27 protein-coding genes are annotated in these 26,852 nt (G+C 60.3%); 17 read left to right on the forward strand and 10 right to left on the reverse strand.

The annotated features are described in order from the left end of the window. The first annotated feature begins 67 nt into the window (after positions 1-67). The 10 genes from EV561_RS16855 to EV561_RS16900 all read left to right on the forward strand — a co-directional run bounded on the left by EV561_RS16855 (position 68) and on the right by EV561_RS16900 (position 8,885). Positions 68-1,054: a substrate-binding domain-containing protein gene (locus EV561_RS16855; RefSeq protein ID WP_132523453.1), complete on the forward strand. Its 987-nt coding sequence runs from the start codon at positions 68-70 to the stop codon at positions 1,052-1,054. 105 nt (positions 1,055-1,159) lie between these two features. Continuing rightward, positions 1,160-2,224, forward strand: coding sequence for a ribose ABC transporter (locus tag EV561_RS16860; RefSeq protein ID WP_132523454.1), 1,065 nt, complete (start codon positions 1,160-1,162; stop codon positions 2,222-2,224). Beyond that, positions 2,217-2,963 (forward strand): ATP-binding cassette domain-containing protein, encoded by a 747-nt coding sequence (locus EV561_RS16865; RefSeq protein WP_132523455.1) that lies wholly within the window; start codon positions 2,217-2,219, stop codon positions 2,961-2,963. Before EV561_RS16860 ends, EV561_RS16865 begins: the two co-directional genes overlap by 8 nt. Before the next feature lie 106 nt (positions 2,964-3,069). Next, positions 3,070-4,146, forward strand: a complete 1,077-nt coding sequence (locus tag EV561_RS16870; protein WP_132523456.1) for a Gfo/Idh/MocA family oxidoreductase — start codon at positions 3,070-3,072, stop codon at positions 4,144-4,146. Continuing rightward, positions 4,146-4,964, forward strand: a complete 819-nt coding sequence (locus tag EV561_RS16875; RefSeq protein ID WP_132523457.1) for a sugar phosphate isomerase/epimerase — start codon at positions 4,146-4,148, stop codon at positions 4,962-4,964. The genes EV561_RS16870 and EV561_RS16875 overlap by 1 nt, the downstream gene beginning before the upstream one ends. Next, positions 4,964-5,791, forward strand: coding sequence for an alpha/beta hydrolase (locus EV561_RS16880; protein ID WP_165927828.1), 828 nt, complete (start codon positions 4,964-4,966; stop codon positions 5,789-5,791). The genes EV561_RS16875 and EV561_RS16880 overlap by 1 nt, the downstream gene beginning before the upstream one ends. Next, a complete protein-coding gene (locus EV561_RS16885) occupies positions 5,791-6,516 on the forward strand; it encodes a ribulose-phosphate 3-epimerase (RefSeq protein ID WP_132523681.1) in 726 nt (241 codons plus the stop codon). The genes EV561_RS16880 and EV561_RS16885 overlap by 1 nt, the downstream gene beginning before the upstream one ends. Beyond that, entirely contained in the window at positions 6,513-7,457 is a 945-nt protein-coding gene (locus EV561_RS16890; protein ID WP_132523458.1) for an ROK family protein, read from the forward strand. The genes EV561_RS16885 and EV561_RS16890 overlap by 4 nt, the downstream gene beginning before the upstream one ends. Positions 7,458-7,634: 177 nt before the next feature. After that, positions 7,635-8,066, forward strand: coding sequence for a hypothetical protein (locus EV561_RS16895; protein ID WP_132523459.1), 432 nt, complete (start codon positions 7,635-7,637; stop codon positions 8,064-8,066). Positions 8,067-8,306: 240 nt separating this feature from the next. After that, positions 8,307-8,885, forward strand: coding sequence for a hypothetical protein (locus EV561_RS16900; RefSeq protein ID WP_132523460.1), 579 nt, complete (start codon positions 8,307-8,309; stop codon positions 8,883-8,885). 19 nt (positions 8,886-8,904) lie between these two features. On the opposite strand, the gene EV561_RS16905 is transcribed toward EV561_RS16900, so the two are convergent. From EV561_RS16905 to EV561_RS16915, 3 genes are all read right to left on the reverse strand, one after another. Continuing rightward, positions 8,905-9,771 carry an amino acid ABC transporter substrate-binding protein gene (locus EV561_RS16905; RefSeq protein WP_132523461.1) on the reverse strand — a complete coding sequence of 289 codons (867 nt, stop codon included), beginning with the start codon at positions 9,769-9,771 and terminating at the stop codon, positions 8,905-8,907. 211 nt (positions 9,772-9,982) lie between these two features. Next, positions 9,983-11,374, reverse strand: a complete 1,392-nt coding sequence (locus EV561_RS16910) for an aldehyde dehydrogenase family protein (RefSeq protein ID WP_132523462.1) — start codon at positions 11,372-11,374, stop codon at positions 9,983-9,985. Position 11,375: 1 nt separating this feature from the next. Next, positions 11,376-13,022 (reverse strand): acetolactate synthase large subunit, encoded by a 1,647-nt coding sequence (locus tag EV561_RS16915; RefSeq protein ID WP_132523463.1) that lies wholly within the window; start codon positions 13,020-13,022, stop codon positions 11,376-11,378. Between the two features lie 190 nt (positions 13,023-13,212). Here EV561_RS16915 and EV561_RS16920 point away from each other — a divergent pair, with 190 nt between their 5' ends. Further along, a complete protein-coding gene (locus tag EV561_RS16920) occupies positions 13,213-13,542 on the forward strand; it encodes a hypothetical protein (protein ID WP_132523464.1) in 330 nt (109 codons plus the stop codon). 215 nt (positions 13,543-13,757) lie between these two features. Beyond that, positions 13,758-15,386 carry an MFS transporter gene (locus tag EV561_RS16925; protein ID WP_132523465.1) on the forward strand — a complete coding sequence of 543 codons (1,629 nt, stop codon included), beginning with the start codon at positions 13,758-13,760 and terminating at the stop codon, positions 15,384-15,386. A 101-nt stretch (positions 15,387-15,487) separates the two neighbouring features. On the opposite strand, the gene EV561_RS16930 is transcribed toward EV561_RS16925, so the two are convergent. Next, complete coding sequence (locus tag EV561_RS16930; RefSeq protein ID WP_132523466.1) at positions 15,488-16,852, reverse strand: M24 family metallopeptidase; 1,365 nt, start codon at positions 16,850-16,852, stop codon at positions 15,488-15,490. Between the two features lie 161 nt (positions 16,853-17,013). Here EV561_RS16930 and EV561_RS16935 point away from each other — a divergent pair, with 161 nt between their 5' ends. Next, positions 17,014-18,015: a LacI family DNA-binding transcriptional regulator gene (locus tag EV561_RS16935; protein ID WP_132523467.1), complete on the forward strand. Its 1,002-nt coding sequence runs from the start codon at positions 17,014-17,016 to the stop codon at positions 18,013-18,015. A gap of 36 nt (positions 18,016-18,051) precedes the next feature. Here EV561_RS16935 and EV561_RS16940 read toward each other — a convergent pair whose 3' ends face one another. The 6 genes from EV561_RS16940 to EV561_RS16965 form a co-directional block, all read right to left on the reverse strand. Continuing rightward, entirely contained in the window at positions 18,052-18,843 is a 792-nt protein-coding gene (locus EV561_RS16940) for a transporter substrate-binding domain-containing protein (protein ID WP_132523468.1), read from the reverse strand. Positions 18,844-18,864: 21 nt separating this feature from the next. After that, positions 18,865-19,782 (reverse strand): isoaspartyl peptidase/L-asparaginase, encoded by a 918-nt coding sequence (locus tag EV561_RS16945; RefSeq protein WP_132523469.1) that lies wholly within the window; start codon positions 19,780-19,782, stop codon positions 18,865-18,867. Positions 19,783-19,790: 8 nt separating this feature from the next. Continuing rightward, positions 19,791-20,525 carry an amino acid ABC transporter ATP-binding protein gene (locus EV561_RS16950; RefSeq protein WP_132523470.1) on the reverse strand — a complete coding sequence of 245 codons (735 nt, stop codon included), beginning with the start codon at positions 20,523-20,525 and terminating at the stop codon, positions 19,791-19,793. A 1-nt stretch (position 20,526) separates the two neighbouring features. Continuing rightward, positions 20,527-21,198, reverse strand: coding sequence for an amino acid ABC transporter permease (locus EV561_RS16955; RefSeq protein ID WP_132523471.1), 672 nt, complete (start codon positions 21,196-21,198; stop codon positions 20,527-20,529). Then, the gene (locus EV561_RS16960) at positions 21,198-21,869 is read right to left on the reverse strand and encodes an amino acid ABC transporter permease (protein ID WP_132523472.1); all 672 of its coding nucleotides are present in this window, start codon (positions 21,867-21,869) and stop codon (positions 21,198-21,200) included. The genes EV561_RS16955 and EV561_RS16960 overlap by 1 nt, the downstream gene beginning before the upstream one ends. Before the next feature lie 240 nt (positions 21,870-22,109). Continuing rightward, positions 22,110-22,907, reverse strand: coding sequence for an NAD(P)-dependent oxidoreductase (locus EV561_RS16965; protein ID WP_132523473.1), 798 nt, complete (start codon positions 22,905-22,907; stop codon positions 22,110-22,112). A gap of 164 nt (positions 22,908-23,071) precedes the next feature. On the opposite strand from EV561_RS16965, the gene EV561_RS16970 reads away from it, so the two are divergent. The 4 genes from EV561_RS16970 to EV561_RS16985 all read left to right on the forward strand — a co-directional run bounded on the left by EV561_RS16970 (position 23,072) and on the right by EV561_RS16985 (position 26,795). After that, positions 23,072-23,803: a FadR/GntR family transcriptional regulator gene (locus EV561_RS16970; protein WP_132523474.1), complete on the forward strand. Its 732-nt coding sequence runs from the start codon at positions 23,072-23,074 to the stop codon at positions 23,801-23,803. Positions 23,804-23,874: 71 nt separating this feature from the next. Next, on the forward strand, positions 23,875-24,780 hold the full coding sequence (kdgD, locus tag EV561_RS16975) for a 5-dehydro-4-deoxyglucarate dehydratase (protein WP_132523475.1): 906 nt from the start codon (positions 23,875-23,877) through the stop codon (positions 24,778-24,780). Positions 24,781-24,784: 4 nt separating this feature from the next. Continuing rightward, complete coding sequence (locus tag EV561_RS16980) at positions 24,785-25,921, forward strand: mandelate racemase/muconate lactonizing enzyme family protein (protein ID WP_132523476.1); 1,137 nt, start codon at positions 24,785-24,787, stop codon at positions 25,919-25,921. Between the two features lies 1 nt (position 25,922). Beyond that, positions 25,923-26,795, forward strand: coding sequence for an amidohydrolase family protein (locus EV561_RS16985; RefSeq protein ID WP_132523477.1), 873 nt, complete (start codon positions 25,923-25,925; stop codon positions 26,793-26,795). Positions 26,796-26,852: the final 57 nt, after the last annotated feature.

Raw genomic sequence — 26,852 nt, forward strand, 5'->3', positions numbered from 1 at the left:
CTTATGCCCGCTACGTGATTATTTATTCCGCCGGACAGGGGAGGTCCGGTTTCCAGAGGAGGAAATTATGGAACGCCGTTCATTTCTAAAAGCCACCGCTGTGGCGACGCTTGCCACTGGCGTGGCCGCCGCCGGCAGCGTCAAGGCACAGGATAAGAAGTTCACGATTGCCCTTATTCCGGGCCTGACGACCGATGCTTTCTACATCACCATGCGCAAGGGTGCCGAAGCCGCCGCCAAGGCAGTTGGTGCGCAGCTCGTATTCCAGGGCGCACCGGACTTCAACCCGGTTACCCAGGTGCCGGTTCTCGATGCCGTCATCGCCAAGAAGCCGGATGCGATCCTGATCGCGCCGACCGACAAGGATCAGCTGATCCAGCCGTTGAAGAAGGCTTTCGATGCGGGCATTCCCGTTATCACCGTCGATACTTTCATCGGCACCGGTGTATACCAGACGGGTGCCGGCGACGCCGATTTCCCGCTCGCCTACATCGCCTCGGACAACCTGCTGGGCGGCGCAATTGCTGCGCGCGCACTTGCAAAGGCCGTCGGTGAAAAAGGCAAGGTTTACGTTTCAAACGTCAAGCCGGGCATCTCGACAACCGACCAGCGCGAGCAGGGTTTCAAGGACGAGATGAAGAAATATCCGAACATCACCGTTCTGGAAACGCAGTACAATGATGACGATGCCAACAAGGCAGCGTCGCAACTGCAGGCAGTTTACGCCCGCAACTCTGATCTGGACGGCGTGTTCGGTGCCAACCTGTTCTCGGCCCTCGGCGCTGCGAACGGCGTGCAGCAGGCGGGCCAGACCGGCAAGATCCGTGTTGTTGCTTTCGACGCTCCGACGACAATCATCGACAACATCAATTCCGGCCTCGTCGATCTTGCGATTGCCCAGCATCCGGCCGAAATCGGCTATTATGGGGTGATGTCAGCCTATGCCCATCTGACCGGCAACTCGATCCCGACCGCAATCGGCACCGGTTTCACGGTCATCGACAAATCGAATGTCACCGACAAGAACGTCGCGAAATTCATCTACTCCGATTGATCGGATGACGTCAGGTGCCTCGCTCACGGAGCGAGGCACATCCTTGGCCACAGTAGAGGAAAGGGCGTGGCGATCCGTACGTCTCGCCTGAGTTTGGGTTGATCCATGACAATCGACAACATCGAGGCCAGCAAGGCGGACCAGCATGTGGCGCCGCAGGCAGACCACGCCGACCAGACAAACACCATCGTCAACTACATCGCCCAATTGCGCGCCTGGCTCTTCCTGGCCGCGCTGGTCGTTATCTTTGAGATCTGGGCGCGGATTGATTTCGGCGGCACCTTTGTCGGCTCGGCCTACAACTGGCAGTCGGTTGCAGTCTTTGCCGTGGCGCCGCTCCTGCTCGCAATAGGGCAGACCTTCGTCATCATTTCAGGAGGCATCGACCTCTCGACCGGCTTCATCATGGGCCTGGCTGCCGTTGTCGCAGCACATATCACCAATGTTGCCGGCCTCTATATGCCGCTGCCGGTGGCGATGATCATCGGAATTCTCGTTGCGATGGTTGCTGCCGCTGTGCCGGGCCTTATCAACGGCTTGCTGATTTCCCGTCTGAGGGTACCGCCCTTCATCGGGACGCTCGGCATGTTCGGCGTTGCCCGCGGTACTGCCTTTCTTCTAGCCGGCGGCACGACCGTGCCGGTCAAGAATTCCTATTTCGCCGAACTCGGCAACGGCCGCTTTTACGGCGTGCCCTATCTCGTCATCGTCACCATCCTTTTCGTGGTGATCATGCATTACATCTTGAGCCAGACGCGCTTTGGCCAGCACAATTATGCGATTGGCGCCAATGTGCAGGCGGCGCGGCGCGCGGGTATCGACATAAAATTCCATATCCTGCGGCTCTATATCCTGTCGGCAGTCTGCGCAGGTCTCGGCGGCGCGCTCTATGCCGCCCGGTTTACCGCCGGCGCTGCGCAGGCCGGCGAGCCGCTGCTGCTCGACAGCGTGGCCGCGGTCGTCATCGGCGGCGCCAGCCTGTTCGGCGGCTCCGGCACGATAATCGGCACCATTGCCGGCGCGCTTGTCATTGCCGTCATTCAATACGGTCTCGTCTTCATGAATGTCGAACCGTTCTGGCAGTTCATCGCCGTCGGCATCGTCATCATCATATCGGTTCTCATCGATCAGGCGCAGCGCCGGTTCAGCGGAGCAAAACAGGATGAATAGTGCAGCCCCTCTCCTCGAAGTCCGGAACCTGTCGCGATACTTCGGCGCCGTCCGCGCGCTGGATGATTGCTCCATGACCGTTCATGCCGGCGAAGTGGTTGCGCTGGCAGGCGACAATGGCGCGGGCAAGACGACGATGATCAAGGCGATCTCGGGCGTCTATCCGCCAACCGCCGGCGAGATCCTGATTGACGGCCAGGCCGTCACCTTCTCCTCGCCGCAGGATGCGCGAGAAAAGGGGATCGAGACGATCTACCAGGACTTGGCGCTCGCCGACAATTTGACGATCGGCGCCAATATCTTCCTCGGCCGCGAACCGATGAAGAAGCTTTTCGGCTTTCTCCCCGTCATCGACCGCAAGGCGATGGCCGATGCGGCTGCTAAGACGATGCAGCAACTCGACTTCCATGTGAAGAGATTGAAGGCACCGGTCAGCAACTTTTCCGGCGGCCAGCGGCAAGCGGTCGCGATCGGACGTGCGGTCTACTGGAACGCCCGCATTTTGATCATGGACGAGCCAACTGCTGCTCTCGGCGTCCCCGAGCAGCGGAAAGTCGTCGCCCTGATCAAGTCGCTGAAAGCGAAGGGACACGGCGTCATCTTCATCTCGCATAACCTGCAGGACATATTCGCCGTTTCCGACCGCATCGTCGTCCTTCGCCGCGGGATCGTAGCGGGAGAACGGAAGATCAGCGAAACGACGCATGACGAAGTCGTCAAACTGATGATCGGCGGATAGCCGTTTCTCTCGAAGAAATCCCGATGTCTGGATTTGCGTGAGCGGCCATTGTGGCCGTTCAGTCAGCGTCGCGAAGCGATGTGCATATGGCGCCTGAGGAGGGACCATGATCGAGAAAGAAAATCGCCGTCTTCGCGTCGGGGTGCTGGGGTGTGGGCCGATTGCTCAATTTGCCCATCTGGAATCCTGCGTGAAAGCACGGAATTCCGATCTCTACGCGATCTGCGACGCCGCACCCGACCTGCTGGCACGCATAGGAGCGACCTACGAGCCGCAGAAGATGTTCGGCGATTTCGACGCCATGCTCGCCGACCCCGATTTGGAAGCGGTGATCATCGCCACATCGGATGCCTATCACGTACCGATGTCCATCAAGGCGCTCGATGCCGGCAAGCATGTCCTGTGCGAAAAGCCGATCGGCGTTTCGGTCGAAGAAGGCGAGAAGCTTGCGGCTGCCGTCAAGCGCTCGGGCAAGGTCCTGCAGGTGGGGCACATGAAGCGCTTCGATCCGGCGCTTGAGGCAGCGCGTGACTTCGTCCGCGACGATATCGGCCAGATCCTTGCACTCAAGGCCTGGTATTGCGACTCCACACACCGCTATACCAATACCGATGCGATCCAGCCCCTCCCGGTCACCAGCAAGCTGGCACGAAAGCCGGCCGGCAATCCCAAGGCCGATCTGCGGCAATATTTCATGCTGGCACATGGTTCGCATCTGGTCGACACCGCCCGCTTTTTCTGCGGCGATATCGTCGCCGTGCGAGCGCGCCTGCTGGAGCGTGCCGGCGCCTATTGCTGGTTTGTCGAGACCGAATTCGCCAATGGTGCCTTGGGTCACCTCGACCTGACAGTCGCCGTGCGCATGGATTGGCACGAGGGTTTCCAGCTCTACGGCGAAAATGGCTCCGTTCTCGCAAAGACCTTCAATCCCTGGTATTTTCGATCAAGCGAGGTCGAGATCTTCCACGAGAAGGATGCAACGACCAGAAAGCCGCTTGGCGCCGACGGACACTTTTTCCGCAGGCAGCTCGAAGGCCTCGCCGACACGGTGCTGAACGCTGTGCCGATGCGCGGCGCCGATGTCGAGGACGGCATTGCCTCCATCCGCGCGATGGTGGCGATCGCGCGATCAGTGGAGACAGGCGAACGGATCGAACTCGCCTCGGTAACGGGGGCGGTCTGATGCAGATCGGTATCTTCGCCAAGACTTTTCCCGGAACGGATCCTCTGGAAGTCTTGTCTGCCGTGCGCGACAGCGGCTACGCCACCTCGCAGTTCAATCTTGCCTGCTGCGGACTTCCATCCATGCCGGAGGCGGTGCCGGGCTCCGTCATCGATGCGGTGCGCTTAGCGGCGGAGAAGGCGGGCATTTCGCTTGCGGCCCTGTCTGGAACCTACAACATGGCTCATCCCGATATCTCGGTTCGAGAGGCAGGCCTGCGCCAGCTCTCCGTGGTCATTGAAACCGCGGCGGCTTTGTCCATTCCGCTGGTGACGCTGTGCACGGGGACGCGCCATGCAAGCGATCAATGGGCCTATCATCCCGACAATGGCGATCCGCTGGCATGGGCCGATATGGCAAGGGAAATGGCGAAGGCCCTGGCTCTGGCCGAAGAGCATGGCGTGGATCTCGGCATCGAACCGGAACAGGCGAACATCGTCACCTCGGCCACTGACGCCAGGCGACTGATTGCCGAGATGGGCTCCGCGCGGCTGCGTATCGTCCTCGACCCTGCCAATCTCTTCGAGACGGCAACGCAGCGCGAGGCACTTTCGATCGTCCAGCGGGCTGTTGAAACGGCTGCCGGGCATATCGCCATGGCGCACGCCAAGGATCGCTACGCTGACGGACGGTTCGCGACCACTGGCCAAGGCGTGGTCGATTTTCCCGATTTCATCGCTCGGCTGAAGTCCGTCGGTTTCGATGGACCGCTTATCACTCACGGCCTGTCGGCCGAAGAGGCCCCCGGTGTCGCACGCTTCCTCAAGGAGCTTGTCTAGTGGGCGAAAAGACAACCCTCATGCGCGACGATGCAAGCCTTGCCGTTTATGATTACGGCGAAGGGCTTCCGGTCCTCTTCCAGCATGGCCTCGGCGGCGATGAGGCGCAAGTGGCGCAAAATTTTCCTGAAACCGTGGACATCAGGCGTATCACGGTCGAGTGCCGCGGACACGGCGCATCATCGCTTGGCAGCACGCGGCCGTTCTCGATTGCAATGTTTGCCGAAGATGTTTTGGCCGCCGCGAAGGATCGTGGGCTCGATCGCTTCGTCGTTGGCGGTATCTCGATGGGTGCGGCGCTTGCCCTGCATCTTGCCCATCACCATTCGGAGCGCGTCGCCGCACTCGTCCTCGTTCGCCCTGCCTGGATGTTTGACGTCGCGCCGGACAATATGGCGGCCGCCCGCGCTGTCGCCTCCTCGATCCACTCGCATCCTCCTGAGGAGGCCAGGAGCCTTTTCGAACGCTCCGAAATCGGTATGCAGATGAAGGCAGGCTCTCCCGACAACTTCGCCTCCCTGCTTGGCTATTTCGACCGACCAAATGGGTTTGAATTTGCCTCCGTGCTGGCGGATATCGCGTCGGACGGTCCGGGCGTTTCGCAAGCGGCAGCCGCGGCCCTTGCCATTCCCACGCTTGTCATCGGCAACCAGCAGGACGCCATTCATCCGCTCTCATACGCGCGCGTACTTGCCGAGACCATCCCCAACGCGACCTTCGTCGAGGTCGCTGCCAAGGCTGCCGACAAGGAACGGCATTTCGCCGAGGTCCGGGATGCCATCGCTCTTTTCCTTGCGTCCAAAACAATCCGGAGCCTCACTTCATGATGCCGTCCAAACCTCTTTCAGGTCCGGCAGCCATCGCCGCATTGCCCCGCAACCGGCTGCTGGGCGAGTTCTCGCTCTGGTCGGCTGACCTTGCCAATATGGAAACCGACCTGAAACGCATTGAACCCTACGTCGATCTGCATCACATCGATGTCGCCGATGCGCGCTTCACACCGGGCTTTCTATTCTTTCCCGACTTCGTCGCGCGCATCGCGAAATCGACCGCCAAACCGATCCATGTCCATCTGATGGTAGAGGCCGAGATCGTCGAAGAGCAGGTGCGCCAGTTCATTGAGGCGGGCGCGGATCTCGTCAGCGTCCATGCCGAGAACGGCGAGGCCGGCCTGCGCGCCATCGCCCTTATAAAGACACTGGGCGCCGAGGCCGGCGTGGTGCTACGGCTGGAAACGCCTGTTTCCGCGGTCAAGCCATTTCTCGATCAGGTCGCCTTCGTGACCCTGCTTGGAACGTCGATCGGCGTCAAAGGCCAGAGTCTCTCGGAAAAGGCGTGCGACAGGCTGCTGGAAGCGCGCGCACTGCTGAGAGACGCCAACCGCGAAGACCAAGTCATTCTGGCCGCGGATGGCGGCATCCGCGAGCAGACCGTTCCGCTCCTGCGCGCAGCGGGCGCACAGACCGTCGTGCTCGGCTCGCTTGCGTTCGGTGACAAGGATCTCGGAAGCAGGATAGCCTGGCTACATGGACTGGAGACCAGATTCCAGTGACAAAGGTCGCCCTCGCATTCGATCTTGGTGGGACCGAGCTTCGCGCTGCGCTGGTGAACGATGCGGGAGACCTTCTGTCATTTTCGGCGGTACCCACACGCGCGACCGACGGACCGGCGGCCGTAATCGATCAGATCGAACAATTGGCGACCGCGATACTAACAAAGGCACCTGATCTTTCTCCGATCGGCATCGGCATCGGCGCGCCCGGCCCTCTCGATCCTGAAGCCGGCGTCGTGATTGCAGCGCCGACATTGGCCGGCTGGAACGAAGTGCCGCTAGCCGATATTCTCTCGACCCGTTTCCAGCTGCCCGTCCGCCTCGAAAATGATGCGAATGCGGCAGCGCTCGGCGAATGGCGATACGGCGCGGGTCGCGGTGTACGCTCGATGGTGTTCGTCACCGTCTCGACCGGTATCGGCGGCGGGGTCATCGCCGACGGACGTATCTTGCATGGCAGACGCGGCCTGGCTGCTGAAATCGGCCATATGACGATCACCGGTGAGGGAGAGCGCTGTTTCTGCGGCGCAATAGGCTGCTTTGAGGCCGTCGCTTCCGGCACCGCGCTTGGAAGACGAGCAACGGCCTGCACCAAATGCGCTGACGGTTCCCTGCTGCGCGAACTCTCGGCCGGTGCGGATATTACCGGACGGCATGTCGTCGAGGCCGGGCGAAAGGGAGACGCGCGGGCCATCGAACTGTTGAATGAGGAGGCGCTGTGGCTGGGGATCGGCTTCACCAACCTCCTTCACCTCTATTCCCCCGACATACTGGTCATTGGCGGCGGCATCTCCCATGGGTTCGATCTTCTGAGCGAGGCCATTGTCGCGACGGTTCGCGATCGTGCCATGCCTGCCTATCGCGACGTTCCCATCGTCCCTGCTAAACTCGGCCCCCATGCCGGTCTGATAGGCGCAGCAAGCCTCATTCTTGGGGAATGATGAACGTAGCCCCGGGTCACTGAACTCCCGTGTAATCTCCGCGGACTGGATGCGTCAGCCAACCGAGAGCCGGCCGGGTGCTATCGTGATTGGACTTCGCAGCCCAATGGAGTCACCCTTATCGTGGGATGAATTCCCAAATGGATGGACCAGCTATCGTCTGAACAGGAGGCCAAGATGAAGCACCATGCAATTGAGCAACTGCAGACTGTCGCCAAGATCGATCAGGACTACCCACGCGCCGCCACACGCATTGAACGTCTAGAACGCTGGGCGGAGCTTCTCGAGCGCAATCCCACCCGCGCCCTGGCGACGCTGCACCAGACGGAACATCAGCCAATCGCGGAACGCTACGCAATGCGCGGCAACGGTTCGCCGATATCGGTCGCGTTTGATGATCCAATTCTCAGAGCAGCCGGCCTGGAAAATGACAGCTACGGCGAAGCGAAGCGCTTTTTCGAACTCTCGGACAATCAACTGCACAACCTCGTTTGCTATTGCCATTTCGGTACGACGGTGAGCGCGGCGACGGCTGCCCATCACATCCGCACGACGCTTATGCGGCCGCCGGGTCTGGTAGGTCGGCTACTGGCAATATTTCAGAGATAAGGCCCTGTGCTCCCACGCCTTCTTTCTTGGTGCATCCTTTCGAGAGGCTTTGTGGGAAGCATCCAGGGTCGAATTCAGCGATAAAGCAGATCGGCGTCGCCATCAAAGCGATGCCGCCCTATCACGTCTTTGAGTTTTGGATTTCGCTCCACACTATTGCGCCCTTTAGGCGACTTCACCCGCTGCAACAGTATTGAAATTCGCCGCTCCGGTGCGATACTCCAGCAGGGGAACGGATCCATGACGCGTTGCTTGCGAATTCCGGCCGCATTGCTGTCACTGTCACTCATCAGTGCCGGGCCGGCTGACGACGGACGCTGGTATGCCGGGGACTATTCCTTCTCTGATGAGCTTGGCGGCTTTCGCATCCTGTCGATCAAAGGCTCAGGCACAGCAATCGATCCGATCGAAATCAGCGAGGAACTTTATACGGTCAACCCGGTGACGCTTGTTATGAGGGCCGCAAAGCCACTTGAATCTCTGAAATTTCCGGAGGGCGCCTTCCATCTGCGCGTTGTCACTCGGAACAAGAGCGGATTGGGCTGGATCGGATTCGACTTCGAGCTTCAGGAGATTCGCGGCAAACCGAGCGACTTCTATGACGGCCTGTCATTCGACCAGATGAACCCCAATCCTGACTTCATCTCGTCCGACCGGTTCGCCCATTTTGAGAACCACTTCGAGAGCGCCGACATGCTGCGCTTTGACGATGGTCATGTCGATCCCATGGACAGGGCGGCATTTGGCTTTTTCATCACCGACCTGACACCGGTTCCCGAGTTCTACCTGGTAGAGGATCCGCGCGTACCGTCGTCCTGAGACACGACTGTCCTGGATGCTACGGCACATGCTCCATCAGGATTTGCGTGTGCAACATCGGCGCTTCGTTGCCGAAATAAGTCTTGAGCAGCGGCAGAAAATCATCCGACAGGTAGAAATCCGTCAGCGCCCTATCGACCAGCAGACGGAAGTCGGCGTCGTCGCGCTTCAGGGCGATTGCATAGGGTTCATGGGTGAACAGGCGGTCGCCAACCTCGAGCGCCGACGGATTGCGGGCTCGCTTGATCAGGCTCATAAGCAGCACCTGATCGGCAAAATAGGCATCGATCTTGTGCTCCTCCAGCGCCCTAAGCCCGTCTTCATGAGTGTCGAAATCGGCGATCCGGGTTTTCGACTCCTCCATGCTGCGTGCCTCACCCAAAATCGCCCCCGTCGTCGTGTCTGCGCGCACGCCGATGACGCTGGTGGCGACAGGCTGGCTGACGGCACGGGCACCGGGCCTATCGAGAAAAAGATTTTGCAGGTAGTCGGGCGAATCCTTGCGCAGCAGCGCGCTTGCGCCAGTCAGGAAGATGGGCTGCGAGAAGTCGACGATTTCTCGCCTTTGCAGATTAACGGTGATCGCCCCGCAAAGCAGGTCGATCTGACCACTCTTGACCGCATCGAAGCCGTTCGCGAGCGTCATTTCGACGTACTCGCGCTTCACGTTGGGAACCGCGTGCTCGACTTCGTTAGCCACCTTTTCGCAGAGGTCGATGGCGTATCCCATCGGCTTTGCGTTCGGCTTGCTGGAGGAGAATGGCGCCTCGTCGGCGATGTAGCCAATTCTCAAGCTGCCGCGCTGGGTAACCGCATCAACGGTCCCGGCACTCGCAGCTGAGGCCGCCATGAACCCAACAAGACCGGCAAGCCGCAGCCATCTCATATGCTTGGCCAGATCTGCATGCCGCTCAAAGGCACCAGCATTGTCTTCGTCTCCGAAAAACGACAATTACCAAAGCTGAACGCAGATTATGGGCCTGCGGCAATTTGTCAACCGCTGGTGGCGGCGGAATGAACGCTCACCGTCCTCGGAGACGAAAATTGTTGCCGGGATTGTTGATCAGGGCGGGGCCGGCGAAACAAGCCGGCCTCACTCATCCCACGCCGTTGAACACCACCATCTTGTCGTCGGCCATCTCTTCCATCGTCCATGGAATGCCACCGACGCCATATCCCGACTGGCGACGTCCGGCAAATGGCATCCAGTCCGTTCTGAACGCCGTGTGGTCGTTCACGAGAACGGCGGCGGCGTCCAGATGCTTGGCGGCTTTCAGAGCAACCGCTATGTCCGATGAAAATACACTCGCCTGGAACGCATAGGGCAGCGAATTGGCGATGCGAATTGCCTCGTCCAGTTCCCGGTAGCCATAGACGCAGGTCAGCGGCCCAAAGACCTCGAGCTGCGATACCTTGGCGTCTGCAGGAGGGTTCACCAAAACCGAAGGAAGAAGCGTCGTCTCCGACAACCGCCCTCCCCCAAGCTGCACTGTTCCGGCGTCCGTCGCTTCCTTGATCCAGTTTGCCACCCGTTCGGTCTCGCGCGGCAGGATAAGCGGACCGACCTCGGTCTCTTTCAGGGTGGGATCGCCGACATGAAGAGCCGCGACCTTGGAGGCAAGCCTCTCGGTGAACTCCGCGACCAATTCCTCGTGCACGAAGATCCGCTGCACCGAAACGCAGACCTGCCCGGCGTGGTAGTAGCCGCCCTTGACGACCGGACCGACGACCGCATCCAGCTTTGCGCTTCGATCGACGATGACAGGGGCAGCGCCTCCGTGCTCCAGCGCACATCTCGTGCCTGGCGGCAGCTTGCTCTTCAGATACCAGCCAACCCTGGCCGAACCGATGAAGCTCAAGAACGCAACGCGACGATCCGTTGCGAGCGCCTCGGCCAGTGCGTTGTCGTCGGTAATGAATGTTTGGCACCAGCGCTCGTCGAGGCCGGCTTCCCGGAGCAGCTTGACGGCTTCGATGCAGGAGATCGGCGTCGTTGCGGCAGGCTTGATGATGACGGGGCAGCCGACGGCGATCGCCGGAGCGATCTGGTGGATGATGAGATTGAGCGGGTGGTTGAAAGCCGAGATCGCCGCAACGACGCCGATCGGCTCCTTTGTGGTGAAGGCCAGGCGGTTGACGCTGGCGGCGGTCAGCCCCATCGGGATTTCCTTGCCGCCGAAATTGCGGAGTTCGTCAGCCGCATTGACGAGCCCGTCTATCGCCCGCGTCACCTCGATGATCGCATCCGTCAGCGGCTTGCCGCCTTCGCGGGCGATCATCACGGCAAAACGGTCGCGGTTGTTTTGCAGCAGTTCCGACGCCTTCCTCAGGATCGCCATACGCTGATGCGCCGGCATCCAGGCATCGCGATCGGAAAAAGCTTTCGCGGCTATATCAAGCTTGCGTTCGAGAGCGGCCGCATCGTCTGCCGGCACCTCCGCGATGACGGCGCGATCAAATGCCTGGTGAACCTTAATGGTAAGTGACATTTCACGACTCCAATATTGCAGGGAGCCGCTCGCGAAGCTCCTTCACTAACACACGTTCGTTTTCAGAATAGTCGACGGGAACGTTCACCAGATGGACGCCACCGCCCGTGAACGCATTTTCAAGAGCCTGCTTGAACTGACCGATGTCATCCACCCTGGTGCCCTTGGCACCATAGGATTCGGCATATTTCACAAAATCAGGATTGCCGAACGTCATCCCGAAATCGGGGAACTCATCGACGGCCTGCTTCCAGCGGATCATCCCGTAAGCGTCGTCCTCGATGACAAGGATGACGAGGTTCAATTTCAGCCTGACGGCGGTTTCCAGTTCCTGCGAATTCATCATGAAGCCGCCGTCGCCGCAGATCGCCATTACGCGCCGCTCCGGGTAGAGCATCGAGGCAACCATGGCCGATGGAAGCCCTGCCCCCATCGTTGCAAGGGCGTTGTCGAGAAGCAGGGTGTTCGCCATCCGCGTCCGGTAGTTTCGGGCGAACCATATCTTGTACATGCCGTTATCGAGCGCAAGGATGCCGTCATGCGGCATGACTTCACGGATGTCGTGGACGAGGCGTTGAGGCGTAAAGCGATCCTCCGTCGCCCTTGCCGCAATCCGCTCGAGAATGCGCTCCCGCAAGTGGATGAGAGCCCCAGCGTTGGGCAGCTTGCCTTCGAGGCGATCGGCCAGAGCCTTCAGTGACGGGCCCATGTCGCCGATGACCTCAGCCTGCGGGAAATAGACCTGTTCGACGGTCGCCGGCTGATATCCCACATGCACGACTTTCGGACCGCCCTTGCCCATGATGAACGGAGGCTTCTCGATGGTGTCATGGCCGATCGTAACGATGAGGTCCGCCTGCTCGATCGCCTCGTGGACATAGTCGCGCTCCGAGAGCGCGGCAGTGCCCATATAGAGCTCGGTTCCCCCCGGAACCGTCCCCTTCCCCATCTGTGTCGTGAAGTAGGGAATGCGGGTTCGGATGACGAACTGCGCGATATCCGAGGTCGAGCGGGGGCGCGAAGCCGCCGCTCCAAACATCAGCAATGGACGCTTGGCGGCTGTGATCAGCGCGGCTGCGCGGTCCAGCGCAACGTCGCTCGCCGTCGGCAGTTCGAGCTGATGCGGCGCTATAAGTGCTACTTCTTCGCATTCTTCGGCCGCGATATCTTCCGGAAGCTCGAGGTGAACCGGTCCGGGTCTTTCTTCCTGCGCAATTCTGAATGCTTCCCTGACCATGGTCGGGATCATCTGCGGCGAAACGATTTGTCGCGTAAGTTTGGTGAGCGGCTTCATCGAAGCAACGATATCAACCACCTGGAATCGTGCCTGACGGGACGACAGGATGCCCTTCTGGCCGGTTATCATCACCATCGGCATCGCGCCAAGCAGCGCGTAGGCAGCGCCCGTCGAAAGGTTTAGCGCTCCCGGCCCAAGCGTGGTCAGGCACACGCCTGGCTTTCCCGTCAGACGACCGTAGGTCGCTGCCATGAATGCAGCGGCCTGTTCATGCCTGGTAAGCACGAGCTGAATTGATGATTTGCGAATGGACTCGACGACATCGAGGTTCTCTTCGCCGGGAATACCGAAGATGCGGTCGACGCCCTCGTTCTCAAGTGCGGCGACGAGGAGATCAGAGCCTTTGGTCATGGATGAATGCCCGTGCTGGTTAGCGGCCGGTCCCTGGAGGCGACCACAATCGGAAGGTTGCGAACCTGAACATAGATACTTTTGCAAGCCGTTCCAATGGCACTTTGGTGCACCGTAACTTTAATCCGGCAACTGCCGGTTCCCGGTCTATCCACCGGGCAAGCGCTGGCGTTGACAAAATGCTCTTTGATTGGAATTTCTTACTGACTTTGAAACGGAGCAGCCGTTCACTATGCAAATGCGAGATGACGTTGCAGTGCTGGTCGACAGACTTTTCCAGGAGAAGGCCACCTGGCCGGCACTGATCAAAGAGATCAGGGCCGCATCGGGGGTGGATATCTCTACGGCCGAAAAGATCGCGCTCTCGCATGAAGGATGGCGACGGCTATGCAACTATCTGATCAATCATGACAGCGCTTGCAGGAAGCAGGCAGTATGGCACATGAAGCATCATGGGCCAGATTCGCTGATCGCATTAATCAGCGGGAATTTCGTCATCATAGAGTCGAAAGTAAGTTAGTAGAGGCTCGGAAAGGTGCCGCCGCACGGTTTCCCTCTGACTCACACCCGCCGCTAGCGTCCCTTAACGCAATTTGTCGCATGGCTCCGGTTTCTGAGCATATTCTTCCATAATCGTTCCCAAACTTAGCAAACCACGTTACGTTCGTAACCGACTCGGTTGTGCTGGCGACGTTGCGCCGCAGCAACGAGGACCAGCAACAACGACAATCCCTCATGCCCAAAAGAATCTCTCCGCTCGTCGCGTTCCAATCGAACACATTTCGTCTGCTTTGGTCGGCAACGCTGATTTCAAATCTCGGCGGCCTGGTCGAGGGCGTCGGTGCCGCCTGGCTGATGACAAGCCTGGCGACCTCCCACGGGATGGTGGCGCTCGTCCAGTCCTCGACCACCCTGCCTGTCATGATCTTCTCGCTTGCCGCCGGCGCTCTTGCCGATAATTTCGACCGAAGGCGGATCATGCTGATCGCCCAATTGCTGATGCTGTCCGTATCGGCGACGCTGGCGATACTTTCCTATTCCCATGCCCTGACGCCATGGCTGCTCCTCTGCTTCACTTTCCTGATCGGCTGCGGCGGCGCTCTCCACAATCCGTCCTGGCAGGCATCCATGGGAGATGTCGTGCCGCGGGAGCATCTGCCGGGCGCCGTCGCGCTGAACAGCATGAGCTACAATCTTATGCGCAGCATCGGTCCGGCGATCGGTGGCGTCATCGTTGCTACGGCAGGCGCGCCTTTCGCTTTTCTGTTCAACGTATTCTGCTATTTCGCGCTCATTTTCGCTTTGTTACGCTGGAAAACCAACGCCTCGAGAAGCACGCTCCCGCGCGAACCCTTCGGTGGCGCAATGTCGGCGGGATTCCGCTATGTCCTGATGTCGCCGAACCTTCTGACGGTCATGTGCCGCGGATTCGTCTTTGGTTTGACCGCGATTGTCATCCTGGCGCTGCTGCCTCTCGTGGCGCGCGACCACATCAGGGGCACGGCAATCACCTACGGCATCATGCTCGGCTTTTTCGGCCTCGGCGCAATCTGTGGCGCGATGTTGATCGGGCGCATTCGCGATCTCCTGAGCAATGAATGGGTCATCCGCGGCGCCTTCTTCACGCTCGCAGTCAGCTGCGCCTGTCTGGCGCTGAGCCATCAGCTATGGCTGAGCTGTCTTATTCTCATGCCCGCAGGGGTCGCCTGGGTCCAGGCTTTCTCCCTGTTCAATGTCACGGTGCAGCTATCCACGCCGCGCTGGGTCGTCGGACGTGCGCTCTCGCTCTATCAGACGGCGACCTTCGGCGGCATGGCGGCGGGAAGCTGGGCCTGGGGCGCGCTCGCCGACATTCACGGCGTGACCGGCGCGCTTCTTGTCGCCAGCTGCGCACTGGCAGTCGGCGGGCTGCTCGGTCTTGTCCTGCGCCAACCCGATTTTGAGTCGCTCAATCTCGATCCGGCAAACCTGTTCAGCGAACCGCAATTGCAGCTCGATTTGCGATCGCGGAGCGGACCGATCCTCGTCATGGTGGATTACAATATCGACCAGGAGGACATTACAGACTTCCTCTCGATGATGGCCCTGCGGCGCAAGGCGAGAATTCGCGACGGCGCGAAGCAATGGGCATTGCTCCGCGATCTCGAAAAGCCAAGCGTCTGGACGGAAAGCTATCACTTACCGACATGGGTAGACTATGTGCGACACAATCAACGTCAAACCTATGCCGATGCGGAGATCGCCGAAAGGCTGAACGCGCTGCACTGCGGTGAACAGTCGCCGATAATCCACCATATGATTGAACGGCAGACCGTACCCAGGCACGACGACATGCCGCTGAAGCCTTATCTTGACGCGACCTGATCGCGCGACAGCATCCGCTTCAGCCCGCACATTTATTCTTGAAACACACCCATTAGCCGCGGCGGAAACCTTGGGGGGCCGTGGCCAATCGATTCGAACCGTCAGGCCCGTGTGAGAACGTGGTTCGACCTCAGCCAGAAGGGAGGCAGATAGAGCGGCGTATTGGCAAGCGGCAGGATATTCTCGTTGACCGACACGCCAAGCGCGTCCGCCATGAAGGCCCGGCGAGCGGAAATTCGGGCGTGCATTTCGGGATAGCGCGTGCGGATGGCCTCCCGCAGATCGGTATCGGCGAAGGCAACGGCGTCCTCGCAATTCAATGCCCAGCCGGCCGGCATCGGCACGGGAATAACATCCACCTGAAACGGCATGCCGGATCGCAGCTTCTCCGTCGAGCCTGGACGCACAGGAGAATGCAGCCACTCCTCGTGGCTTCCGAGATGGCCTGGATTCAATGCGGAATCGAGCCCGGCAGACTTCAGCTTCTCGGTGACCGCGCTGAAAAGCGTGCCGCCTTCGACACCGATATCGGCCGTCTCGTACCATGTGATCAAGGCCTCGAAATAGGCCTTGGCGGGCGTCAGGAAGCTCTCGTCGTGATCGGTCAGCAGACCCGCGCGCGAGGAGAGCGCACCCCAGAAACCAAGGGCAGTCGTTACACCGTCGCCCTTCTTCATCCGGCGAGCCGTCGGGCTGCGCAGCCCGACGATGTTTTCTCCGGCACTGACCGATGCAAACATGGTGTGGACGTTCAGCGGATCACCCTCGTAGCCGAGACGTCGGAGCGCCTCGAACTCGCTATCGCCCTCGCGCACGCCTGCCACAACGCGCCAGAGTGCAGTAGAGCAGCGCGCCGCCGCCCATTCGAACGCAGCGAGCTGGTCTAGATCGACAACCGCGCGCAGACCTTTCTCCGCATGCATGAGGACAGGGGTCGCGTCCTTCAGCGTGCTGTTCGGCCCGATCAACCGTCGAAGGACCGCGACGACAAAGTCCGGCACGAAGAACAGGTTGGAGTGATCCTGATCCTCGTCTGCGCCGAGATATTTCCAGCCGACGAGCCCTATCGAGTCGCCCGGTTTCAAGCCGGCGTCGCGGAGGCGATCGCTGAGACGTGGATCGTCCGCACGCGTCTGGCCCATCAAGCTGAAGGTCTGGGCGCGTAAGACCTCGATGCCGGGCAGGCCGGCAAGCACCGTGTAGGAGACCGATTCATTGCCCGTGATGATGATCCGCTTGCCGTTCGGTCCGAGCAGCAACAGAGCTTCCTCGAAGCGCGGCTCGAAGCCGGAGAGGAATATGATATTTCCGAAATGCTCACGGTCAGCATAGACGACAAGCCAATCCGTGCCGGACGCCTTCAACGCCGCATCGGCGCGGGCGGCATAGGTCTGCGGCGGTATCTTCGGCTGTTCACCGAGCGGTCCAAAATCCGGCAAGGCGACCGGGGCAAGCTTAATTGGCATATTGGTTCCTCCCTTTAGGCGATCTTCGAACTTTGATGAGATGTAGCGGATAGCGAGGCGCGAGTTGCTTTCCGCTGTTTCTCTATGGATGAATGCGTGTTTCCGGTGACGGAGATACTGGTGCGTGTGCTATCACGCCATGACAATTGAGAAAGCGTAGCATGAACGACAGACCAGGCCGCCACTCCGCTCCGACGATTGCCGATGTTGCGCAGCTTGCGGGTGTCTCGCGCGCGGCCGCAAGCAGGGCGCTTTCGAACGAGCCGAGGCCGATTTCGGCCGAAAAGCGCGAGCGCGTGATCCAGGCCGCAGCCTCGCTCGGTTACAAGCCGAACCTGCTCGCGCAGAGCCTGACCACCAAGACGGTCAATCTGGTGGCTGTCGTCGTCAACCATATTCACGATCTTTCCGATCTCGATCTTTTCGACCGGCTGATCGACCAGATCCAGGCGATCGGCAAGCAGGTCGTCATCATCCGCATCGGCTCGGTCGGCCACGTCGAGGAATTTTTGCGCAACGGTGTCGCTTATCATGTCGACGCGGCACTGGTCTTTTCCGATTTCGCTGATGCGGCGACCGTGCGGCGCATGTTCCGCTCTGATCTCGTGGTCATGCTGAACGGACTGCACGACAACCTTTCGCCCGTCGTCATTCCCGACGAGGGCAGCGGCATTGCGGAAGCAGTTTCCGATGCAGCCGCCAAGGGCGTCAAGCGCGCCGGGCTTGTGACCGGCCGTGCATCCTCGCCCGTCGAGCAGGCACGCATAGCCTTTTACAAACGAGGCTTTGCCGAAAACCACATAGAGCTGGTGAGGACGGTCCAAGGCGATTATTCCTATGAGAGCGGTCATGCCGCCGCGGCTATCCTTACCGGCGATGACTGTCCGGAGGCGATCTTCTGCACGTCGGACGCGATGGCAATGGGTATTCTCGACGTATGCCGCGCGGATTTTCCCAAGAACAAGCCAAGCCGCTTCAGGCTTTACGGGTTTGACAATCTGTCGCTGACGGATTTCGACGCCTATCCGATTTCCTCCATCGGCTACGACAAGAATGTCTATGCGCGCCAGATGGTCGAATTCATCGCCAATCCCGGCGAATTCCACGCCGGCCAGCCGCCTGTCATCGTACCGACGCGCTTCTTTCCGCGATTGACGTCGTAGAGGGACAGGCCGCCCGAAAGCGGCCTGCCCCTCACATTACCACTGCGGGTTCAATGCCGGCGGGTTGGATTCCGGACCCCACCACTTCTTGTAATTTGCCTGATAGGCGCCCGACTGAATGTAGTCGGAGACGAACATGTCGAGCCAGCGGACGAACTCCGGGTCGCCCTTGGCGACGGCAATGCCGATCGGATCGTTGGAATAAAGACCCGGCAGGGTCACCAGCGACGGGTTTTTGGTGGCAAGGTAGTCGAGCAGCGAAGAGTCCTCGATTGCCGCATCGACACGCTTCTGCTGAAGCTGGAGAACGCCATCTGGCGCGAACTGATCGACATAGACCAGCTGCGCATCCGGCACGGCCGTCTTCAGGAAGGTTTCACCCGTCGTGCCGCGACCGACGACGACCTTCTTGCCGGCGAGATCCTTGAGATCCTTGATGCCGGCATCCTTCTGGACGATGACACGCAGGCCGGCGCGGTTATAGGGAATCGAGAAATCGACGACCTTGGCGCGCTCGAGCGTGGCCGAGGTATTGGCGATCGCCACGTCGATCTGGCCTGACACCAGCATGGAGATACGCGCATCGCCGGAAACGTCGGTGAATTCGACAGGCACGCCGATCTTCTCCGCCAGCCGCTTGGCGACGTCGACGTCATAGCCGACAGGATTGTTCTGATCGTCGCGGAAGCCGATCGGCTCTCCGCCAAGCGAAACACCGATACGGATCGTACCGCGGGAGCGAATATCGTCCAGCATGCCGGCAACGGACGGCAGTGCCGAACCGACAACGATTGCCAGCGCTGCCACAGCAGTGAGAATGCGTTTCATTGATTGATTTCCCTCTTTTGTTTATGCCGATTTCGCTGCCCGCAGTTCAGGTTCGGGCATCGAGTCCTCCCAGAGCCAGTAGCGAATCTCGCCCTCGCATCTGAAATTCACCACCTCATGGTTTCCCTTTGCATCGACGGCGTGAATGACAACGCCTGCCAAGAAGCCGGAGGTCAGTTCGTTGAGCTCCTCGACCGCCAGCTTGACGGCGTCGGAAAGCGAATAGCCGAATTTGAGCGCGAGAACGACCGTCCGTGCCGTCGAGCAGCGCATGGTCATCTCGCCGGTATGGGTGCAGGCCGCCGCGCCGTAACGGCTATCGGCATAAAAGCCGGCGCCGGGAATGGGGCTGTCGCCGAGGCGACCAGGATATTTCCAGGCCCAGCCGGAGGTTGACGTGGCCGCATGAATGCCGCGCGCCGGGTCGGCCGAGAGGAAGACGGTCGTATCACGCACGCGCTCGGGATCGGTGATCGCCCGGCTGAGCGGCGCGAGCGGGATATCCGGGAACTTCGCTAGATCCTCCGGCGACAATTCCTTTTCGAGCCGCTCCCACCAGACGCGCTTGCTATCGGCAAACAACACGTCATCTTCGGCGAAACCGATTTCACTTGCAAACCGCCGTGCGCCATTTCCCGTCAGCATGACATGCGGCAGGCGCTTCATCACTTCGTGTGCAAGACGGGCAACGGGAAGCGTGTTCGGTACGGCGCCGACGGTGCCGACATCACGCGTGTTGCCGTCCATGACGGCCGCATCGAGCTCCATGTCGCCGATCATATTGGGCCAGCCGCCGTAGCCGACGCTGCGTACCTTCACTTCGCTTTCCACCTTGCTGATGCCGGCGACCATGGCGTCGAGGCTGATGGCGCCATCTCGCAGCATCTGCACCGTTGTCGGGAAACCGGGCCAGGCTTCTTTATTGGCCAAGAGCAGCATGAATACCTCTAATCTTTGCGCATTTTGGAAAGGAACTGGGCGATGCGCGAATTCGCCATGCCGCCTTCGGCGGAAAAGAAATCCTTGGTGGGCAGGTCGACGAGCAGCTTGCCCTTGTCGAGGAAGACGACGCGGTTGGAAATCTGCCTGGCAAATTCGACCTCATGGGTGACGAACAGCATCGTCGTCCCCTCAGCCGCCAGCTTGGCGAGGATCGTCAAGACCTCTGCCGTCATTTCCGGATCAAGCGCGCTCGTCACTTCGTCGAGCAGCAGATAGCGCGGCTGCATGGCCAGCGCCCGGCATATGCCGACGCGCTGCCGCTGACCGCCGGACAATTGCGCCGGATAGGCCTCGGCGCGGTCACCGAGGCCAACGGACTGTAAGAGCGCACGCGCCGCAGCTTCGGCCTCGGCCCGTGGCTTCTTGAGCACCTCGATCGGCGCCAGCGTGATGTTTCCAATCACTGTCATGTGCGGATAGAGATTGAAGAGCTGGAACACCGTGGCGGAGCGCTTGCGCGCTTCGGCCAGCTCATTCGGCTTGCTCACATCGAAATTGTCGACGGTGATGGCACCGCCATTCAGCTTCTCCAGCCCGTTGATACAGCGGATCAGCGTCGACTTGCCGGAACCCGAGGATCCGAGGATAGAGACCACTTCGCCGGGATTGATCGTCAGGTTAACTCCGTCAAGAACGGTAGCGGAGCCGAAGGATTTCCGGACATTTTCGACTTTCAGCATATCAGAGCCCTCTCCAGGCGGCATGCGCCCTGAGCCGGTTTTCAAATCGGGTGCCGAGCTTGGCAAGAAGCTTCGCGCAGACATAGTAGAGCAAGCCAACGGCGGTCCACACGATGAAGGGCTTCAGCGTGCGCATGTTGAGGATGTTGCCGATCTTCGTCAGATCGACAACGCCGATGACAGATATCAGCGAGGTGACCTGCAACTGGTTGACCATGAGCGCCGTCAACGGCCCGATGGCAAAGGCCATAGCCTGCGGCGCTACGACATGGCGCAGCACCTGCCATCGGGTAAGGCCGAAGACACGTGCGGCCTCGATCTGGTCGCGGCCGATCGATTCGATAGCCGAGACCGCGATGACATAGACGAAGGCGGCAGTATTGGCCGAAAGCGTGATCGTAGCAGCCGTCGCCGGCGTGACGCGGATATGAAGAAGGCCGGGAAGCCCGAAAAAGACGAGAAAGAGCTGCACCAGCACCGGCGAATTCTTCAAAAGCTCGGTCAGGAAGCCGATGACCGCAGTCAATATCGGAATGCGATAGAAGCGGCAGACAGCGAAGATGGTGCCGATGAGAAGCCCGATCGCCGACGTGACAAGGAACAGACCGACGCTGACGCCAAGCCCCTGCAACAGCAGCCAGATATCATAAGGCGTGAAATCCGAGAAGCGCATCAGTCCACCGCCTCCATCATGTCGCGGTTGAGACGGCGGTGAAGCAGCGCAATGCCGAGCGAGACGAGATAGGTCAGCGCGGCGTAGGCGACCAGAAGCACGACATAAACCTCAAAGGGCCGATAGGTTTGCGAGACCACAATCTGCGCCGAGCCCGTCAACTCGTTCAGCGTAATGGTCGAGAGGATCGAGGAAGTCAGGATCATGTTGATCAGCACCGAGCCGAGCGGCCGGATCGACGTACGCAGCGCGATCGGCAGCACGATCTTCGTGAAGATGATCCGCCGCGAAAGACCGCTCACCTCGGCAGCTTCGATAATGCCTTGGTCTATTGCGAGAATACCGGCGCGAATGACATCCGAGGCATAGGCGCCACCCGCAATCGAAAGCGCGATCACCCCCGTTGTAAAGGCGTCGACGTAGATCCCGATTTCGGGCAGGCCGTAATAGAAGAAGAACAGCTGGACGATGAACGGGACATTGCGAAAAATATCGACATAGACGAAGGCGGCGTTACGGACGGACTTCGAGGCTGATGTGCGGGCAATGGCGACAAGAGCGCCCATCACGACGCTGCCTATCAAAGCCAGCGCGCAGGCTTCCGCTGTCAGAAGCGCACCCTTGGCAAGGAAGCCAAGATGGGGCCAAAGAATCGAAAGGTCGAACCGCACGATCTCCTCCTCGATCCCGATTGAAACCGGTTTCACCGTGGCTGGCGCCAATGCTTATGTCAAGACATCGGGCGACAAATGCGGGCTGTTTTGAACGGGATTTCGACGATTCTGCGATCAGATGCAAAGCCTGAGGCGCAAGAGGCAGAGCCATCCAGAAAGACTTGCGACGAGGGACCAAAATCCCGCGCCGCTGCAATCGATAGATGGAATCGGAAGCTACAGCCTCCTCTCCCTCGGTCAGTTTTCCGAAAAGATCGGATCCTGCGTGAACTGGCCGCCCTGATATTTGGCGATCGGCGCATCCGGATCCGGCCTCGGAACGGTGGCCTCAAGCTCGGCGCGGAAACGTTCCGCATTGTCCTTCGGACGCCAGCCGAGGAAGCTTGCTGCGGAATTATCCCACCAGCGGCTATTGTTGTCCGACACACCCCAGATAACAGGGCAGCAGAGCATCGGCGCGCGGAAGACGCAGCCGATCAGGTCGGTGAAATCGTCGTAGGACATCCAGGTGGAGAGCATGCGGTAGTTGGTCGGCTTCTCCATGCAGCTGCCGATCCGGACGATCGCCGTCTCCTGCCCGAATTTTTCGAAATACATTCTCGCAAGTGCTTCGCCGAAGCATTTCGACACGCCGTAAAGCCCGTCCGGCTTCATCGGATCGGTCACGTCGAGATGCTCGTCCTGTCGATAGAAACCGACTGTGTGGTTGGAGCTTGCAAAGAGAATGCGCGGCTTTCCATGGGCGCGTGCCGCCTCATAGAGATTGTAGAGCCCAAGAAGATTGGCGTTGAGAATCTTGGAAAACTTGTCCTCGACGGAGATGCCGCCGAGATGCAGGATCGCATCGCAGCCCTCGACGAGCCGATGAACGGCCTCTGCATCGCCGAGATCGCAGGTGACGATCTCCTCGTTGGGACCAGCCTCCCCGAGATCGACGATGTCGGAAAGACGCAGCGTTTCGGCCATGGATGCCAGCCTGTTGCGCATAGCACGGCCCAATCCCCCGCCTGCACCCGTGATCAGCAAACGTCGCACAATAATCCTCCTTCGAATATGCAATCTTGTTATCTGAACTCATCATACATGTTGATACGCCTCCGTCAACAAACTGACGGTGCAGAGGTTTATGAGATCAACTTGACATATGAGTTCCCCCAGTGTTTTCCTTCTCAGCCACACTGGGTTTGGGAGAAGCAAGCGTGGCCATCCAGGCAAAGCCGCAGACGGAATCACGATCGAAGACCCTGGTTGCGCGGCTAAGCGACACCCTACGCCATGCCATCGTCACCGGACAATTCCCGCCGGGCGGGAAACTGCCGAGCGAATCGCAGCTGACGGAGACGCATGGCGTCAGCCGGACAGTGGTGCGCGAGGCGATCGCGGCCCTACGCGCTGACGGCCTGGTGGAAGCCCAACAGGGTGCCGGCGTCTTCGTTCTGGAGCAGCCGGCCCAACCTGTCCTACAACCCGACCTAGCCCGGGTCTCCTCCATCATCGAATTGCTGGAGTTGCGAACCGCTGTCGAAGTCGAGGCAGCAGGGCTTGCAGCGCTTCGACGCTCGCCGGCGCAAGAGGAGACGATCTTCGAGCACCATCACGCGCTGCGCCAATGTCTTGAGGCCGGAGCTCCGACCAGCGAGGCCGATTTCGCGCTCCATCTCGCCATCGCCGAGGCGACGAACAACCCGCGCTTCCGGGAGTTTCTCGCCATGATCGGCCCGCGCGTCATTCCGCGCGCCGCTGTCCGCGACGGGGATACCGAAGCGGACCAGATCAACTATATCCGGCTCATCGACGCCGAGCACCACGAGATCGTCGTTGCCATCTCGGACGGCGACGAAGAGGCGGCCCGCAACGCGATGCGGCGCCACTTGCGCGGCAGCCAGGAGCGCTATCGCGCCCTGCTCCGCGAGCAGCGGAAACCTGTATGATAAATTATTGACAGGAATCTTGCGTGCCTATATGACAAATCCTGCCTGAGGAGGCAGAAGAGGAAAGCCAAATGACCCCGCAAGAAATCAAGGAAGCGCTCGGCGCAGGCCTTTTGTCGTTCCCCGTGACGCATTTTGACGACGAAGGAAAGTTTCGTCAGGACACCTACCAGCGCCACATTGAATGGCTTGCCGGCTATGATGCTCCTGTCCTGTTCGCCGCCGGCGGCACGGGCGAATTCTTCTCGCTGTCTCCCGATGAAATCCCCGGCATCGTCAAGTCAGCCAAGGAAGCGGCCGGCAAGACGGCGATCGTTTCCGGCTGCGGCTTCGGCACCCATGTCGGCGTCGAGCTTGCCCGCAATGTCGAAAAAGCGGGCGCCGATGGTATCCTGCTTCTGCCGCACTACCTGATCGATGCCCCGCAGGAAGGGCTCTATGCCCATGTGAAGCGTATCTGCCAGTCGGTCGGCATCGGCGTCATGGTTTATAACCGTGACAATTCGGTGCTGTCAGTCGATACACTGAAGCGTCTTTGCGACGAATGCCCGAACCTCGTCGGCTTCAAGGACGGCACGGGCGATATCGGCCTCGTGCGCCAGATCACGGCGACCATGGGCGATCGCCTGACCTATCTCGGCGGCATGCCGACGGCGGAACTTTACGCCGAAGCCTATCTCGGCGCCGGCTTCACCACCTATTCTTCGGCCGTTTTCAACTTCGTGCCAGCCCTCGCCGTAGAGTTCTACAAGGCGTTGCGCGCTGGGGAACGTGCCCGTTGCGAGGAAATCCTGAAGGACTTCTTCTATCCCTTCATGGCGATCCGCGCCCGCCGCAAGGGCTATGCGGTTGCCGCCATAAAGGCGGGCGTGCGCCTGCAGGGTTTTGCCGCCGGCAAGGTTCGCCCGCCGCTCGACGACCTGACAGCGGAAGAAGACGCCATGCTCGACAAGCTGATCGCGCCCTGGAAGCGCTAAGACCATGAAGATCTCAGCCGTCCGCACCCATCTCCTCGACTACAAGATGCCGACGCCGTTCGAAAGCGCCTCCATGCGCTTCGACCGTCGCTCGCACATCCTGGTGGAGATCGTCTGCGACGACGGCACGACGGGCTGGGGCGAATGCCTCGGTCCGGCGCGGCCCAATGCGGCCGTGGTCGAAGCCTATGCTTCCAGGCTGATCGGTGCCGACCCACTCGAAACCGAGAAGATCTGGGCCACTCTCTACAATGCGCTACGCGACCAAGGCCAGCGCGGCCTGACGATCACGGCGCTGTCGGGCATCGACATTGCGCTCTGGGACATCAAGGGCAAGCATTTCGGCGTGCCGGTCTCGACCCTCCTCGGCGGTCGTTTTCGCGAGAGTGTGCGCGCCTATGCGACGGGCAGCTTCAAACGCGACGGCGTCGACCGCGTCGAGGACAACGCTGCCGAAACCAAGCGCCACGCGGAGGCAGGCTTCCACGCCGTTAAGATCAAGATCGGCTTCAATGTCGAAGAGGATCTGCGCGTCATCCGTGCTGTGCGCGACGCGATCGGTTCCGATCTCAGGCTGATGATCGACGCCAACCATGGCTATGATGCGATGGAGGCGGTCGAGCTCGGCCGCCGCGCGGCGGAATACGGGATCGACTGGTACGAAGAGCCCGTCGTGCCTGAGCAGCTCGGCGCCTATCGCCAGGTTCGCGCCAACCAGCCGATCCCGGTTGCCGGCGGCGAGACCTGGCACACGCGCTGGGGCATGCGCGAGCCGATCGAAACTCGCGCCGTCGACATTGTCCAGCCGGATCTGGCCGGCGTTGGCGGCTTTACCGAGGCCAAGCGTGTCGCGGATCTTGCCGCACTTCATGGCATTCGCGTCGTGCCGCACGTCTGGGGCACGGCCGTTCATATTGCGGCCGCCCTTCAATTCATGGCGGCCATGATCCCGAGCCCGGTTCGGGTCAATCCGATCGAGCCCATTCTCGAATTTGACCGGACCGACAATCCCTTCCGTCAGGCGATCGTCAAGACGCCGATCGAGCATGTGGGCGGTGTGGTTGCCATCCCTGACGGCCCGGGCCTCGGCATCGAGATCAATCGCGATGCGCTCACCGAATTCCGTATGAAGGACGCCTGAGATGCTCGTTCGTCCCCTTACCGGCCGACTGCCTCGTCTTCCTCTACCCAGGGGTGCTGTAGATACGCAGATACACATATATCTGCCCGGTTATCCCGCCCAGCCGGGCGGTCCCGGCCTGCCAGTCGGATCGCTGCCCACCCCTGAGCAATACCGTCAGTTCATGACCTGGCTCGGCATCGATCGCGTGATCGTCACGCAGGGCAACGCGCACCAGCGTGACAACGGCAACCTCATTGCCTGCCTCGCCGAGATGGGATCGGTCGCCAAGGGCGTCGCCGTCATCGATGAGACAGTGCCGGACGCCGAACTCGATGCATTGGCCGCAGCCGGCGTCGTCGGCGCGCGGATCATGGATCTGCCGGGCGGCGCCGTCGGCCTCAGCGCGCTGGAAGCCGTCGATGCTCGGGCCAGCGCCCGCAACTGGATGGTCGCCGTGCAATTCGACGGCAGCAACATTCTCGACCACGAAGCGCGGCTTTCGAACATGCAGTCGCGCTGGGTCTTCGATCATCACGGCAAGTTCTTTTCAGGCGTGACACCCGACAGCCCGCAGATCGATGCGCTGAAGCGGCTGATCGACAGGGGCCGCTGCTGGTTCAAGTTCGCCGGCTGCTACGAGTCGTCCAAGTCAGGCGGGCCGGACTACGAGGATATCGCGGCCGTTGCGCGCGAACTTGCCGCCTATGCGCCCGAGCGGATCGTCTGGGGCACGAACTGGCCGCACAATCTTGCCAAGCAACAGGCCGACTATCCTGACGATGCCGACCTGACCGACACCGTACTCGGCTGGCTGCCGGAAGAGCATGCAAGGAAGCTGGCGCTGGTCGACAATCCGGAAGCGCTTTTCGGGCTGACGGCTTACCAGGAATAACAACATCTTACCGGAACGAGGGGGTTCCGGTGCCCAAGGGAGGAAGACATCATGACA

This window comes from Rhizobium sp. BK376, assembly GCF_004341625.1.
Lineage (GTDB): Bacteria > Pseudomonadota > Alphaproteobacteria > Rhizobiales > Rhizobiaceae > Rhizobium.